This is a genomic window from Inhella inkyongensis, from assembly GCF_005952805.1.
GTDB classification, from domain to species: Bacteria; Pseudomonadota; Gammaproteobacteria; order Burkholderiales; family Burkholderiaceae_C; genus Inhella; species Inhella inkyongensis.
Genome location: NZ_CP040709.1, coordinates 2,141,694 through 2,154,580 on the forward strand (window position 1 = coordinate 2,141,694; position 12,887 = coordinate 2,154,580).

At 66.7% G+C, this 12,887-nt stretch carries 15 protein-coding genes; 2 read left to right on the top strand and 13 right to left on the bottom strand.

The genetic code is table 11. The annotated features are described in order from the left end of the window. Positions 1–4: 4 nt before the first annotated feature. Positions 5–1,009 (bottom strand): endolytic transglycosylase MltG, encoded by a 1,005-nt coding sequence (mltG, locus tag FF090_RS10200; protein ID WP_138856624.1) that lies wholly within the window; start codon positions 1,007–1,009, stop codon positions 5–7. A 76-nt stretch (positions 1,010–1,085) separates the two neighbouring features. Here mltG and ygfZ point away from each other — a divergent pair, with 76 nt between their 5' ends. Next, the gene (gene ygfZ / locus FF090_RS10205; protein ID WP_138856625.1) at positions 1,086–1,973 is read left to right on the top strand and encodes a CAF17-like 4Fe-4S cluster assembly/insertion protein YgfZ; all 888 of its coding nucleotides are present in this window, start codon (positions 1,086–1,088) and stop codon (positions 1,971–1,973) included. Then, the gene (locus FF090_RS10210; RefSeq protein WP_138856626.1) at positions 1,970–2,272 is read left to right on the top strand and encodes a DUF4936 family protein; all 303 of its coding nucleotides are present in this window, start codon (positions 1,970–1,972) and stop codon (positions 2,270–2,272) included. Before ygfZ ends, FF090_RS10210 begins: the two co-directional genes overlap by 4 nt. Before the next feature lie 427 nt (positions 2,273–2,699). On the opposite strand, the gene FF090_RS10215 is transcribed toward FF090_RS10210, so the two are convergent. The 12 genes from FF090_RS10215 to FF090_RS10270 all read right to left on the bottom strand — a co-directional run bounded on the left by FF090_RS10215 (position 2,700) and on the right by FF090_RS10270 (position 12,868). Then, positions 2,700–3,713: a hypothetical protein gene (locus FF090_RS10215; protein WP_138856627.1), complete on the bottom strand. Its 1,014-nt coding sequence runs from the start codon at positions 3,711–3,713 to the stop codon at positions 2,700–2,702. Positions 3,714–3,884: 171 nt separating this feature from the next. Continuing rightward, complete coding sequence (locus FF090_RS10220) at positions 3,885–4,856, bottom strand: hypothetical protein (protein ID WP_138856628.1); 972 nt, start codon at positions 4,854–4,856, stop codon at positions 3,885–3,887. A 284-nt stretch (positions 4,857–5,140) separates the two neighbouring features. After that, a complete protein-coding gene (locus FF090_RS10225; RefSeq protein WP_138856629.1) occupies positions 5,141–5,971 on the bottom strand; it encodes a substrate-binding periplasmic protein in 831 nt (276 codons plus the stop codon). A 105-nt stretch (positions 5,972–6,076) separates the two neighbouring features. Further along, positions 6,077–6,568: a 2-C-methyl-D-erythritol 2,4-cyclodiphosphate synthase gene (ispF, locus tag FF090_RS10230; protein WP_138856630.1), complete on the bottom strand. Its 492-nt coding sequence runs from the start codon at positions 6,566–6,568 to the stop codon at positions 6,077–6,079. After that, a complete protein-coding gene (gene ispD / locus FF090_RS10235; RefSeq protein WP_138856631.1) occupies positions 6,565–7,251 on the bottom strand; it encodes a 2-C-methyl-D-erythritol 4-phosphate cytidylyltransferase in 687 nt (228 codons plus the stop codon). The genes ispF and ispD overlap by 4 nt, the downstream gene beginning before the upstream one ends. Further along, positions 7,248–8,711 (bottom strand): ribonuclease G, encoded by a 1,464-nt coding sequence (rng, locus tag FF090_RS10240; protein ID WP_138856632.1) that lies wholly within the window; start codon positions 8,709–8,711, stop codon positions 7,248–7,250. Before rng ends, ispD begins: the two co-directional genes overlap by 4 nt. Before the next feature lie 68 nt (positions 8,712–8,779). Further along, the gene (locus tag FF090_RS10245) at positions 8,780–9,394 is read right to left on the bottom strand and encodes a Maf family protein (protein WP_138856633.1); all 615 of its coding nucleotides are present in this window, start codon (positions 9,392–9,394) and stop codon (positions 8,780–8,782) included. Next, positions 9,391–9,861, bottom strand: a complete 471-nt coding sequence (rlmH, locus tag FF090_RS10250; protein ID WP_138856634.1) for a 23S rRNA (pseudouridine(1915)-N(3))-methyltransferase RlmH — start codon at positions 9,859–9,861, stop codon at positions 9,391–9,393. The genes FF090_RS10245 and rlmH overlap by 4 nt, the downstream gene beginning before the upstream one ends. Then, positions 9,862–10,692 (bottom strand): ribosome silencing factor, encoded by an 831-nt coding sequence (rsfS, locus tag FF090_RS10255; protein WP_138856635.1) that lies wholly within the window; start codon positions 10,690–10,692, stop codon positions 9,862–9,864. It abuts the gene before it with no gap. A 15-nt stretch (positions 10,693–10,707) separates the two neighbouring features. Continuing rightward, positions 10,708–11,322 (bottom strand): nicotinate (nicotinamide) nucleotide adenylyltransferase, encoded by a 615-nt coding sequence (gene nadD, locus FF090_RS10260; RefSeq protein WP_138856636.1) that lies wholly within the window; start codon positions 11,320–11,322, stop codon positions 10,708–10,710. Continuing rightward, positions 11,313–12,245, bottom strand: a complete 933-nt coding sequence (gene hemF, locus FF090_RS10265) for an oxygen-dependent coproporphyrinogen oxidase (RefSeq protein WP_138856637.1) — start codon at positions 12,243–12,245, stop codon at positions 11,313–11,315. Before hemF ends, nadD begins: the two co-directional genes overlap by 10 nt. Beyond that, positions 12,242–12,868, bottom strand: a complete 627-nt coding sequence (locus FF090_RS10270; protein WP_138856638.1) for a 1-acyl-sn-glycerol-3-phosphate acyltransferase — start codon at positions 12,866–12,868, stop codon at positions 12,242–12,244. The genes hemF and FF090_RS10270 overlap by 4 nt, the downstream gene beginning before the upstream one ends. Between the last annotated feature and the right edge of the window lie 19 nt (positions 12,869–12,887).

Consider the following 12,887-nt stretch of genomic DNA (forward strand, 5'->3'; position numbering starts at 1 on the left):
GGAACTATCGATTCAATTGAAAACGCTGGACGGCGCGATTGTGGGCGTCCAAGGTGGCGCTGAACTCTGAGCTGCCATCGCCGCGTGCGACGAAGTACAGCGCATCGGTGCGCTCCGGGCTCACGGCCGCGCGCAGCGCCTCGCGGCCGGGCAAGGCAATGGGCGTGGGCGGAAGGCCACGCCGGGTGTAGGTATTGAAGGGCGTGTCGGTCTGCAGATCGCGTTTGCGCAGATTGCCGTCAAAGCCTGTGCCCAGGCCGTAGATCACGGTCGGGTCGGTCTGCAGTGGCATGCCGATGCGCAGGCGGTTGTGGAACACGCCCGAAATCCGCCCCCGGTCGGCCGCGCGCCCGGTCTCCTTCTCGACGATGGAGGCCAGCACCAGGGCGTCATCGGCGCTCTTTAAGGGGCTTTCGGCGTTGCGCTGGACCCAGGCGTTCTCGAGCTCGCGCTGCATGGCCGCATGGGCCTGCTTCAACACGGTCAGATCGCTGACGCCGCGGCCATAGCGGTAGGTGTCTGGGAAAAAGCGCCCCTCAGCCGCTTGCCCCGGTGCACCCAGGCGGGCCATCAGCTCGGCATCACTCAGCGCGCCCACCGTCTGCCGCAACCCCGGCGCTTTGGCCAGGGCGGCACGCGCCTGGGCAAAGGTCCAGCCTTCGATCAGTCGCAGCGCTTCCAGCTGCTCTTCGCCGCGCAGCATCTTGTCCAGCCAGCGCTGGGGGGTGTCGCCCGTGCTTAGCGCGTAGCTGCCGGCGCGAATCTGGTGCGCACGGCCCGAGAGGCGCAGTACCGCAAAAAGCAGGCGCTCATCCACTTGCACTCCAGCGGCCGCCCAATCGCGCGCCACCCCTCTGGCCGTGCTGCCGGGGGCGATGGTCAGCTCCACGCTGGCCGCGGCCAGCGGCAGCGGCGCGCGCCACCACTGCCAGGCCCAGACGCCCAGGGCGCCGCCCGCCAGCACCAGCAGCAGCAAACTCACAAGGGCGAAGCGAAACAGCGATTTCATGGGGCGCGGATCATGCCTCAAGCAGGGAGACCGGCGGGGAGGCCGGAGGGCTTTTTGGCGTTTGGATAATGCCGCCATGACAACCGCTACCCAAGGCGCCTGCCGCCTCGCCCACTGGGGCCTGATCCGCGCCGAAGGCGCTGACGCCGCCAGCTTCCTGCACGGCCAACTCACCCAGTCCGTCACCGATCTGTCCACAACTCAGGCCCGCCTGGGCGGCTATTGCTCGGCCAAGGGCCGGTTGATGGCCAACTTCGTGCTGCTGCGCGAAGGGCCTGAAAACTTTGCGCTGCTGCTGCCGCGTGAGCTGATCCCCGGCCTGGTCAAACGCCTGTCCATGTTTGTGCTGCGTGCCAAAGCCAAGCTGCGCGACGCCAGTGACGAGACCCCGATCTGGGGATTGGTGGGGCCCGGAGTGCCCGCTGAGCTGCCCATCTGGGGCGTGCAGGCCGGTTTGCTGCGTTTGCCCGATGCCTTGGGCCAGCGCCGCGCGCTGGTTCTGGGCACGCAGCCGCCCTCCTCTGCCGAGTTGTCTGCGCCGGACTGGGCCTGGCTCGAGGTACAGGCCGGCCTGCCCTGGGTCAGCGCCGGCACCGCGGAACACTTCGTGCCGCAGATGATCAATTGGGAGCTTCTGGGCGGCGTGAACTTTCAAAAGGGTTGCTACCCCGGCCAGGAAGTGGTGGCGCGCAGCCAGTACCGGGGCACGGTCAAGCGCCGCACCCAGCTGTTGTTGGGGGCTGCGGCAAGCCCGTTGCCGCTGGCCGGTGCCGAGCTGTTCGCGGGGCCGGATCGTGAGCAGCCGGTGGGCGAGGTGGTGATGGCCGCGCAGCAAGGCGACCAGATGGCCCTGCTGGCCGAGCTGCAGCTCAGCGCCTGGGAAACCGAGGCCGAGCTGCAAACCAGCGATGGCCAGCGCCTGCAGCGCGCCGCCCTGCCCTACGCGGTGAAGGCACCCGAATGAAGGGCGCTGCGCCCTACGGCCCGGTCCGCTTGTACGTCTACTTCAAGCTCAGCCTGGAGCAGGCCCAGGCCTGGCGGGAGCGCTGGCGCAGCGCGGCTCAGCAGGCCGCAGCGACCGTGCCCGGCGTGCAGCTCAGCCTGAGCGAGCGCCCTGAGGCGCACATGACCTGGATGGAGAGCTACCGCGCCGCCACGCCAGCGCAGATGGCCGACGCCGAGGCGCTGATGGCCCGTTCGCTGATGGAACTGGGCGTTGAGCGGCACCGCGAGGTCTTCGTCGAAACGTATCGGGTCGGGTAACTGCGCGGGTGGCTCCCCGGCCCCGAGCCTGAGCCTGAGCCGAGTGCGCGCCCAGTTGCCCGGCTTTGAAATCAACCGCGTCGACACCAGCGGCGACGGCAGCCAGCCCCGTCGGGTGGAGGTGCTGCGCCTCGGGCTTTGAAAAGCTGCCCGGCTTGCGCTAGCCCGGCCTTCAGTTGATCAAGCGCTCAGGCAAGAAGGAAGGCAACCTCGCCCAGAAGCGGGTCAAACGGTCCAGCAAGAGGCACAAAAAAAAAGGGGTCGATGCCCAGGCCTTCTACGGTCGGCAAAAACCTGGACCGATTCCGTTGCCGGGTCGGCAGCGAGCACCTTTACACAAGCCAGGGCCCGAACCAAAAACATCGAACTGCTCATACACCCCCCTGCCAGGGCATTTCGCTCAAGCCATTCATCGGCGAACCCACCATCACAAATTCTCCAACGCCGCCCGCGCACTGTTCAATTGCTCAACCCAGCGTGCGTGATATTCTTCAGGCTCGCGTCCGAGTGGAAACTTTCGGACCTGCCGCTCAATGATGGCGCCGAGATCTTGCCGACCGAGCGAATGGGCCAGCGCCAGAAAACTGATGCTGACGCCCAGCGATGCAATATTCTCTTCATCCTCTCGCAGAATATCCGCCGCTGTCTGGCAACGATTTAAGAAGGGAATGTATTTATTCAGCAGCAAATCAAGCGCCACCTCCAGCCAGGCGGAAAACTCAACCGAAGTCTCCGCGCGATGCTCCCAAACGCTCAAATATTGGCAATGGAGCGCGTGATTCGGAAAATCCGCCCCGGAATGCAGGCAAACCGAAATCGGGTACATCGGCGCCAGAGCAGTCTCTATCGCAGCGTCGACCTCCAGCTCAAGCCGGCAGGTAAGCTGGTGATTGATCGTTCCGGGAGGGGGCCGCGTCACCTGAATGACCTGTTCGCCCGCCTCGGTTCGACGCCGAAATTGGCTGTAGTTTTCTCCGGCCACTAAACGGAAACCCAGCGGGGCCAAGGCGGGCAGCAGCCGCTCGCGGGTCATGGCTTGGGCCAGTCGCTCGCTCAGGCGTTGGGCACGCCAGTCCGGCGGGACGGCTGCCGCTGCCCCCGGCACAACCGCACTGCGCTCCAGGCGCCCGTCGTGACCGAATAGCCGGCCGTCTGGCAGTTGCACCGTCCCGGCCTGCTCGTCCAGCAGCACCAGACCCAGGGCCTGGGCCTCGTCCTCCAGCACTGGTATCAACTCCGCCGGCCCGTCGCCATAAAGGGCCAGGCTGAACACCGCGCCATCCCATTCCAGACGCGGCGGCGCCGGCACCAGCCAGGTGGGCCCATTGGGGTCCGCCGCGCCCACCTCTTGCGGAAAGTGCGCCACCAGGCGGGCAATCAAAGCCCGGAACTTGTCCGGCGCCGGTGCCGGCACCCCTTCTTCGCTCAGGCGCTCCAACATCTCGCAGGCCTGATCCAGGGAGTCCGGTACCGGCGACTCCCACAACTGCACCACATAACTCATGGTCTTTTCCCTGATTGGACTCTTGATGAATGCGCAGGCAATTCTTGGTTGTGTGCTGCGGCAATCGGTTTTTAGGTTGACTGCGAGGCCAACTCACCCACTCTGTCATCAATCCAGACTTTTTTGTTGAAGTTGCTCCAACGCCGCCCGCGCACTGTTCAATTGCTCAACCCAGCGTGCGTGATATTCTTCAGGCTCGCGCCCGAGTGGAAACTTTCGGATCTGCCGCTCAATGATGGCGCCGAGATCTTGCCGACCGAGCGAATGGGCCAGCGCCAGAAAACTGATGCTGACGCCCAGCGATGCAATATCCTCTTCATCCTCTCGCAGAATATCCGCCGCCGTCTGGCAACGATTTAAGAATGGAATGTACTTCTTCAACAGCAAATCAAGCACCACCTCCAACCAGGCGGAAAACTCAACCGAAGTCTCCGCGCGATGCGTCAAAACACCCATATATTGGCGATAGAGCACGTGATTCGGAAAGTCCGCCCCGGAATGCAGGCAAACCGAAATCGGGTACATCAGCGCCAGAGCAGTCTCTAGCGCAGCGTCTAACTGCAGCTCAAGCCGGCAGGTAAGCTGGTGATTGGACGTTCCGGGAGGGGGGCGGGTCAGCTTAATGAATTGCTCTCCCGCCTCGGTTCGACGCCGAAATTGGCAGTAGTTTTCCCCGGCCACCAACTGGAAACCCAGCGGGGCCAAGGCCGGCAGCAGCCGCTCTCGGATCATGGCCTGGGCCAGCCGCTCGCTCAGGCGTTGGGCACGCCAGTCCGGCGGGACGGCCGCCGCTGCCCCCGGCACAACCGCACTGCGCTCCAGGCGTCCGTCGTGACCGAACAGCCGGCCGTCCGGCAGTTGCACCGTCCCGGCCTGCTCGTCCAGCAGCACCAGACCCAGGGCCTGGGCCTCGTCCTCCAGCACCGGTATCAACTCCGCCGGCCCGTCGCCATAAAGGGCCAGGCTGAACACCGCCCCATCCCATTCCAGACGCGGCGGCGCCGGCACCAGCCAGGTGGGCCCATTGGGGTCCGCCGCGCCCACCTCTTGCGGAAAGTGCGCCACCAGGCGGGCAATCAAAGCCCGGAACTTGTCCGGCGCCGGTGCCGGCACCCCCTCTTCGCTCAGGCGCTCCAACATCTCGCAGGCCTGATCCAGGGAGTCCGGTACCGGCGACTCCCACAACTGCACGACATAACTCACGGTTTCTCCCCTGGAATGCTTTGGCCGAGGCGATGGGGCCTCCTGGCAGCCTTTTTCCCACTGCACTGCGGGGTTCGAACCCCGCTTGGCGCCACCGGCAGCGACACCGACAGTGACACTGTGCCAGACCCCCCTTGGGTGGTTGCTGGCTGGAGGATCGCTCAATCCCCCGGTCGCAGCGCCTTCAAGTGTTTGTCGTACAGCGCGTCGTAGGCGCCCGATTTGCGCAGCTGCGCCAGGGCGCTGTTGAAGGCTTCGCAGTGCCGTTTCTCACGAAACGCCATGTAGCTATAGGAGTCGGGGAACAGGCGGTGAATCGTGAAATGACCGGCCTGCACCGAAGGGTCGGCGCGGGTCTTGAGGCCGTGCAGAAAGATGTAGAGGTCGCCGATGCTGAGGTCGGCCGTGCCCTGCGTCAGGGCATGCACCTGCATCAGGGGTTGCGGGGTTTCGCGGTACTGAGTGCTGTCGCTGGCGACCGCACGCGCGAAGTCCTGGCCCAGAAACTCCTTGGCGCCCTGGTAGGTGACGATGCGCTTGCCGGCCAGGTCGTCCAGTTTGTCCACGACCAAGCGGCTGTCCGCGCGGCTGATGGCGACATCGGTGAAGCGAAACACCGGATCGGTGCGGCAGCCCTGGATCTGCGTGCCCGAAAAGATGTTGGCCACCCCATCGATCGCGCCGGAATTCAGGGCGCGCACCAGGCGGTAGTTGGACATCTGCGGCACCAGCTGCAGCTGAAACTGCGGCATCAGCGCGAACACCTCACGGATCAGATCATTGAACAGCCCGTCGGTGCCGCGCTCATTGAAATAGGGCGGAAAGTTGCCGGTGCCAATGCGCAGGGTATGTGGCTCGGCACTCCAGGCGGGGGCGATGCCAGGACCGGCGCCGAACGCTAGTGCAAATGCAAATGCCAGCGCAAGAGCCGCCCGCGCCAGAGCGGCTCGCGCCTTGCGGAACAGACTGATCCAGCGGCTTTGCCCCACCATGGCCCACCCTCTCCTTTTGGTTGACGCTCACCCCAAGCAAACCATTCTGTCCCGGCTGGCGTGGTGTCCACTGGGTTCGGCCGGTTCAGCGCGGTCGGATTGGCGTCAGTCGACGGCGATCAGCAGGCACACCGCCCGGGCCTCGATGGCCTTCTTCTCGCCCACCGGCCCCAGCTTTTCGGCCGTTTTGGCCTTCACATTAATCGAAGCACTCTCCAGGGCCAGCACTTGAGAGAGGCGCAGGCGCATGGCGTCGATGTGCGGCGCGAGCTTGGGCGCCTGGGCCACGATGGTGCTGTCGATGTTGACGATCTGCCAGCCCTGCTCGCGCACGCGGCGTGCGGCCTCGGCCAGCAGCAGCATGGAGTCGGCGCCCTTGAACTCGGCCGCCGTGTCGGGGAAGTGGCGGCCGATATCGCCCAGGCCGGCGGCACCCAAGAGCGCGTCGGTGATGGCATGGGCCAGGGCGTCGGCGTCCGAATGCCCCAGCAAGCCGTGCGTGTGCGGCACGGTGATGCCGCCCAGGATCAACGGCCGGCCCTCGACCAGTTGGTGCACATCCCAGCCCTCTCCGATGCGCAAATTCGTCAACTTCATGGTCTTGTCCTCAGCAATCGTTCGGCCAGCTCGAAGTCGGCCGGCAGGGTCAGTTTGAAGTTTTCCAACGGCGCGGCCACCAGGCGGGGCGAGAGGCCCAGGGCCTCGATGGCGCTGGCCTCGTCGGTGATCGCCTCACCGGGCTGGCTCAGTGCTTGCGCCAAGAGCCCGAGGCGGAACATCTGAGGCGTCTGCGCGGCCCACATGGCGCGGCGGTCCACGGTCTGCTGCACCTGCATCCCTTCGGCGCGCTTGAGCGTGTCGGCCAGCGGCAGGGCCAGCAATCCGCCCACGGCGTCGTCGCGGCACTCGGCGATCAGGCGACTGACCCACTCGGGGCGCAGCAGGCAGCGGGCGGCGTCGTGCACCAGCACCCAGTCGTTTGGCGCCGCCCCGCGCTCGCGCAGGGCCTGCAGACCGGCTGCCACCGACTCGGCCCGGCTGGCGCCGCCGCAGCGCGCAGTCCAGCCCGAAAAGCCCGGCACGGCGGCCTCAAAGCGATCGTCCTCGGGCGCCAGCACCACCAGGGTCTGGTCCAGCTCGGGCACGGCTTGCAGCGCGGCCAGTGTGTGACTGATCAGGCTGAGGCCTGCCAGCGCCACATACTGCTTGGGGATGGCATGGCCGGAGCGACTGCCCACCCCAGCAGCCGGCACCAAGGCAAAGAAGCGCGTCGCGCTCATAGCAGCACGATGTCGTAGTGCTCGGTCTGGTTGCCCGGCTCGGCGGTCAGGGAAATGGGCCGGCCTATGAAGTCCGACAGCCCGGCGAGGTGGGCGGACTCCTCGTCCAGCAGCATCTCCACCACATCTGCCGCGGCCACCACGCGGAACTCCTTCGCGCTGAACTGGCGCGCCTCGCGCAGGATCTCGCGCAGGATGTCGTAGCAGACCGTGCGCGCCGTCTTGACCTGGCCGCGTCCCTGGCAGGTCGGGCAGGGTTCGCACAGCATGCGCGCCAGCGACTCCCGGGTGCGCTTGCGCGTCAACTCCAAAAGACCCAACTGGGTAAAGCCGCCCAGGGCCACCCGTGTCTTGTCGCGTGCCAGGTATTTGCGCAGCTCAGCCATCACGGCCTGGCGGTGCTCGTCACGCGCCATGTCAATGAAGTCGATGATGACGATGCCGCCCAGATTGCGCAGGCGCAGCTGCCGGGCGATGGCGCCTGCGGCTTCCAGATTGGTCTTGAAGATGGTTTCGTCGAAGTTCTTCGCCCCGACATAGGCCCCGGTGTTGACGTCGATGGTCGTCATGGCCTCGGTCTGGTCGAACACCAGATAGCCGCCGCTCTTCAAATCGACCCGGCGCGCCAGCGCGCGCTCGATCTCGGCGTCCACATTCACAAGGTCAAAGATCGGTCGCTCACCGGCGTAATGCTCCAGCTTGGACACCGAGCTGGGCATGTATTGCTGTCCGAAGGCCTGCAGGGTTTGGAACTGCAGCGCGCTGTCGATGCGCACCTTGGCGGTGCGCTCGCTGCACAGATCGCGCAGCACGCGCTGTACCAGGGTCAGGTCCTCGTGCAGCAGGCTGCCCGACGGCAAGGTGATGGCGCGCTGGCGAATGGCGGCCCAGGTCTTGCGCAGATAGGCGATGTCGGCCGCCAGCTCCTCGTCGCTGGCCTCTTCGGCATTGGTGCGCAGGATGAAGCCGCCGCCCCCGCCACTCTCGCGCGTGCCCACCAGGGCCTGCATGCGCTCGCGCAGAGCTTCGCGGGTCTCGGGCGAGCCGATCTTCTGGCTGATGCCGATGTGCTCGTCGCCGGGCAGATGCACCAGCATGCGCCCGGCAATCGAGATCTGGCTGGACAGGCGGGCGCCCTTGGTCCCAATGGGGTCCTTGATGACCTGCACGGTCAGGGTCTGGCCCTCAAACAGCAAACGCTCGATGGGCGTGGGCGTGTCGCTACGCGGTGCGGCGCTGTGCAGATCGGCCACATGCAAAAAGGCGGCACGCTCCAGGCCGATGTCGATGAAGGCCGACTGCATGCCCGGCAGCACCCGCGCCACCTTGCCCAGGTAGATATTGCCCACCAGGCCGCGCTCCAGCGTGCGCTCGATGTGCAGTTCCTGCACCGCGCCGTTCTCGACCACGGCCACTCGGGTCTCCTGCGGAGACCAATTGATCAGGATGTCTTCCATCACGTTCGGTGCCCTCGCACCGCCTCGTTGAAGGGTTCACGCAAGGCCTTGGCCTTGCGTCAAGCCTTCGCTCAGATGTCCAAACCCGCCTGCCGCAGCAGCCCAGCCGTCTCAAACAGGGGCAGGCCCATGATGCCCGAATAGCTGCCCTCGATCTCTGCGATCCAGCCCGCCAACTGGCTCTGAATGGCATAGGCGCCCGCCTTGCCCATGGGCTCGCCGCTGGCCACATAGCGGCGCAGCCAGGCTTCAGGAATCGCCGCAAAGCGAACCCGCGAAATGCTGAGCGCCTGCGCCTGCTTGGGGCTTTGCCCCTCCATCCAGGCCAGGCTCACGGCGGTCAGCACCTGATGCGTCCGGCCCGACAGGCGCTGGAGCATGGCCAGCGCCTCCTCGGCATCGGCCGGCTTGCCCAGGATGTCGCCTCCCAAGGCCACCGTGGTGTCCGAGCACAGGATGGGGCGCTCGGGCAGGCCGCGCGCCTGGCGGCGCAGCAGCGCAGCACCCAATTTGTTGGCGGTGGCACGCCGCACATAGTCCTCGGGCACCTCGCCCGCCACCAGGGCCTCCAGCCCCTCCGCATCCTCTTCGGGGCCGGGCAGCAGCAGCTCGTGGGTCACACCCAGTTGATCGAGCAGCTGACGCCGGCGCGGACTCTGGGAGGCGAGATAAATCAAAGCGTTCATTCGCGGTGATAGGGATGACCGGCCGTGATGGACCAGGCGCGGTAGAGGCCCTCAACCAGCAGCACCCGCGCCATCGCATGCGGCAGGGTCAGATCGGAGAGGCGCAGACGCTCATCCGCACTCTGGCGCAGGGCCGGATCCAGCCCATCGGGCCCGCCCATGTACATCACCACATCGCGGCCGTCGAGCTTCCAACCTTCCAGGCGCTGCGCCAATTGCACGCTGGTCAGCCGATCGCCGCGCTCGTCCAGCACCACGCGCCGCGCGCCCTTGGGGGTGGCCGCGATCAGGCGCTCGGCCTCCAGCGCCATCATCTGCGCGGCGGTCTTGCCCGTGGTGCGGGGCTCGGCCTTCACGGTCTTGAGCGTGAAGGGCAGATCGGGCGGAAAGCGCTTGGCAAAGTCAGCCGTGGCCTCATCCGCCCAAGCGGGCAGACGCTGACCCACGGCCAGCAGCAGCAACTGCACTTAGCGAGCGGCCTTCTTGGCGGGGGCCTTCTTTGCAGGCGCCTTGACCGGGGCGGCTTTGACCGCCACCTTCTTGGCCGGGGCCTTCTTCGCCGGAGCCGCCGCCTTCTTGGCCGGGGCTGCTGCAGCCACCTTTATCGCCGGTTTGGCCGGGCTGGCCGCACTGACCTTCTTGGCGGGTGCAGCCACCTTCTTCGCCGGGGCGGCGCGTTTGGCGGGGGCTGCAGCGCTCGTGCTGGTCTTGGCCGGCGCGGCACGCTTGGCCGGCGCGCGAGGAGTGGACGCACGCTTGGCAGGGGCCGCCTTCTTCTCGGCGGCGGCTGCACGCGCGGCGGCTTTTTCCGAGCGCGTCATCGGCAGGGCCACGGGCTCGTTCTTCAGGGCCTCGGCGGCACTGCCCGAGCGGCGCGACCCGCCGCTCTTGCTGGCCTTCTTGGCCGCGGGTTTGGCGGCGCCGTCTTCGCTGGCCTTGACCAGGCCCTTGGCGGCGCCCAGCTTCATGGCCACGGGCTTCTCGCCCCAGATCTCTTCAAGGTGGTAGTAGTCGCGGATCTGCGGTTGCATCACGTGCACCACGGCGGCGCCGCAGTCCACGATGATCCACTCGCCGTTGTCCTCGCCCTCGGTGCGCATGATGTCGAAGCCGGCCTTCTTGACCGCATCGCGCACGCTGCTGGCCAGCGCGCGGGTTTGGCGGTTGCTGGTGCCGCTGGCCACGATCACGCGCTCGAACAAGGGGCTCAGATGCTCGGTATTGAAGACCTGGATGCCTTGCGCCTTGACGTCTTCCAGGCCGTCCACGATGGCCCGTTGCAGTTTGCGAATGTCCATGGGGTTGATGCGGCGTCAGGCGCCGTTAAGAGGGTGTTGGGCAATATAGCCGGCCACTTCGGGGCCGACCATGGGGGTGATGTCCTCGCCACGCGACAGCGCGGCCCGGATTTTTGTGGCACTGACGGCGTCCGCCGGCAGCGCCAGAACTTGCATGCGATGGGGCGGCAGCGCCGGGTCAGCCGTCACCGCCTGGCCTGCGCGCGCTGCCACGGCCAAGCTGCAGGCGCCCAGCAAGGCGTCCACATGCTTCCAGGTGGAGAGCCGGCCGTACTGGTCCTGTCCCATCACCAGCCACCACTGTGCGCCGGGATGGCACTGCTGCAGGCGCTGCAGCGTGCCCCAGCTGGTGCTTGGCTCGGGGTCCTGCAGTTCCAGCTCAGAGACTTCCACCGGGGCCAGGCCCTGCATCTGCAGCCGCGTCATCGCCAGCCGGTCTGCGCCCGGGGCGATGGCATAGCCTTGCTGGCCTTCCTTCTGCCAGGGGCGACCTGCGGGCATGACGATCAAACGGTCCAGATCCAGTTGCTGGCAGGCCAGGGCCGCCAGCGCACGATGCGCCCGATGGGGCGGGTTGAAGCTGCCGCCAAACAGACCAATCCTTGGGGGCTGGCGATTCGTCAAAGCCACAGCGCCGTGGCCTGGGCGTCAGCCCAGTCGCGCGGCGGCAGAAAGTCGGTATAGAGCTTGGCCTCGGGCGTGCCGAGCTCGGGCTCCCACTGATAACGCCAATTGGCCTGCGGCGGCATCGACAGCAGGATGGACTCGGTGCGCCCGCCCGATTGCAGGCCGAACAGGGTGCCCCGGTCCCAGACCAGATTGAACTCGACGTAACGGCCGCGCCGGTAGGCCTGGAAGTCGCGCTGGCGCTGCTCGTAGGCATAGCCCTGGCGGCGCTCGACGATGGGGGCGTAAGCCGGCAAAAAGGCATCGCCCACCTGGCGCATCAGGGCAAAGCCAGCGTCAAATCCGCCCTCCTCGAAGTCGTCGAAGAAGATGCCGCCGATGCCACGCGCCTCGCCCCGGTGCTTGAGGAAGAAGTACTCGTCGCAGGCGGGCTTCATGCGTGCGTAGTGCGCCGGGCCGACGGCCTCGCGGCAGACGCGATGGAAATGCTGGGCATCGCGCTCGAAGCCGTAATAAGGCGTCAGGTCCATGCCGCCGCCAAACCAGCTCACCGCCGGCCCGCCCTCGGGCTGGGCGCTGAGCATGCGCACATTCAGATGCACCGTGGGCACAAAGGGGTTGTGCGGATGAATGACCAGGCTCACCCCCAGGGCCTCGAAAGGCGCGCCAGCCAGATGCGGCCGCGCCGCCGTGGCTGAAGGCGGCAGCACCCTGCCCTTCACATGACTGAACAGCACCGCCGCGCGCTCGAACACCGGGCCGCCCTCCAGCATGCGCGAAAGGCCCTCGCCCTCCAGCCGGCCGCCGGGCTCACGCTGCCAGGGATCGGTGGCAAAGGGGGTGCCGTCCAAGGCCTCCAGGCCGCTGACGATGCGCTGCTGCAGATCCAGCAGGTAGGCGCGGACGGTGTCGGTTTGCAGATTCATGAAGACTTGAGTTGGATCGGGCTGGCCAGCTCGGGCTTGCAGCCCTTCTTGTCACCCAGCACGGCGCGGAAGGTGGCGAAGTCGCGCTCCAGCTCGCCGCTGGGTTGCACGAAGTCCACGATGCCAAAGGTCTTGCTCGGGAAGTCAAAGTAGGCCAGGCCGACCGGCACCTGGGCCTGCACGGCTACGTGATAGGCCCCGCCGCGCCAGCCTGGCACATAGGAGCGCGTCCCCTCGGGGGCCGCGGCCAGCCAGAAGAACTCTTCGGCTTGTTTGGCTGCCTTCACCTGGGCCACGGTGGCGCCCACCAGGCCCTTGGGGTTCTTGCGGTCCACCGGGATGCCGCCAATCCAGCGCGCCCAGGCACCGATGACCGGAATCTTGAACAGACTGTCCTTGCCCCAGTAGCGCACCGGCACGCCGATGGCCCACTTGACCAGCACGCCGATCACGAAGTCCCAGTTCGAGGTGTGCGGGTAGACCAGCACCACCCCTTGGCGAGTGGGGAAGCCCTCGAACAGCACGCGCCAGCCGAATAGGGCCAGCAGGCCCCGCGCCAGCGCGCTGCCGCGCGGCTTGAACTCGGGCCGACCGTGCAGGCGCTGCAGCGGGAGTGGATTCATGCTGGGGTCCACTTGCGGG

What these genes read in the sequence shown, in the direction of transcription:
- ygfZ (WP_138856625.1), top strand. Translation starts at nt 1,086, where the DNA reads ATGACAACCGCTACCCAAGGCGCCTGCCGCCTCGCCCACTGGGGCCTG.
- FF090_RS10245 (WP_138856633.1), bottom strand. Translation starts at nt 9,394, where the DNA reads ATGAACGCTTTGATTTATCTCGCCTCCCAGAGTCCGCGCCGGCGTCAG.
- FF090_RS10270 (WP_138856638.1), bottom strand. Translation starts at nt 12,868, where the DNA reads ATGAATCCACTCCCGCTGCAGCGCCTGCACGGTCGGCCCGAGTTCAAG.
- ispD (WP_138856631.1), bottom strand. Translation starts at nt 7,251, where the DNA reads ATGAGCGCGACGCGCTTCTTTGCCTTGGTGCCGGCTGCTGGGGTGGGC.
- ispF (WP_138856630.1), bottom strand. Translation starts at nt 6,568, where the DNA reads ATGAAGTTGACGAATTTGCGCATCGGAGAGGGCTGGGATGTGCACCAA.
- FF090_RS10225 (WP_138856629.1), bottom strand. Translation starts at nt 5,971, where the DNA reads ATGGTGGGGCAAAGCCGCTGGATCAGTCTGTTCCGCAAGGCGCGAGCC.
- rsfS (WP_138856635.1), bottom strand. Translation starts at nt 10,692, where the DNA reads ATGGACATTCGCAAACTGCAACGGGCCATCGTGGACGGCCTGGAAGAC.
- hemF (WP_138856637.1), bottom strand. Translation starts at nt 12,245, where the DNA reads ATGAATCTGCAAACCGACACCGTCCGCGCCTACCTGCTGGATCTGCAG.
- FF090_RS10215 (WP_138856627.1), bottom strand. Translation starts at nt 3,713, where the DNA reads ATGTTGGAGCGCCTGAGCGAAGAAGGGGTGCCGGCACCGGCGCCGGAC.
- mltG (WP_138856624.1), bottom strand. Translation starts at nt 1,009, where the DNA reads ATGAAATCGCTGTTTCGCTTCGCCCTTGTGAGTTTGCTGCTGCTGGTG.
- FF090_RS10210 (WP_138856626.1), top strand. Translation starts at nt 1,970, where the DNA reads ATGAAGGGCGCTGCGCCCTACGGCCCGGTCCGCTTGTACGTCTACTTC.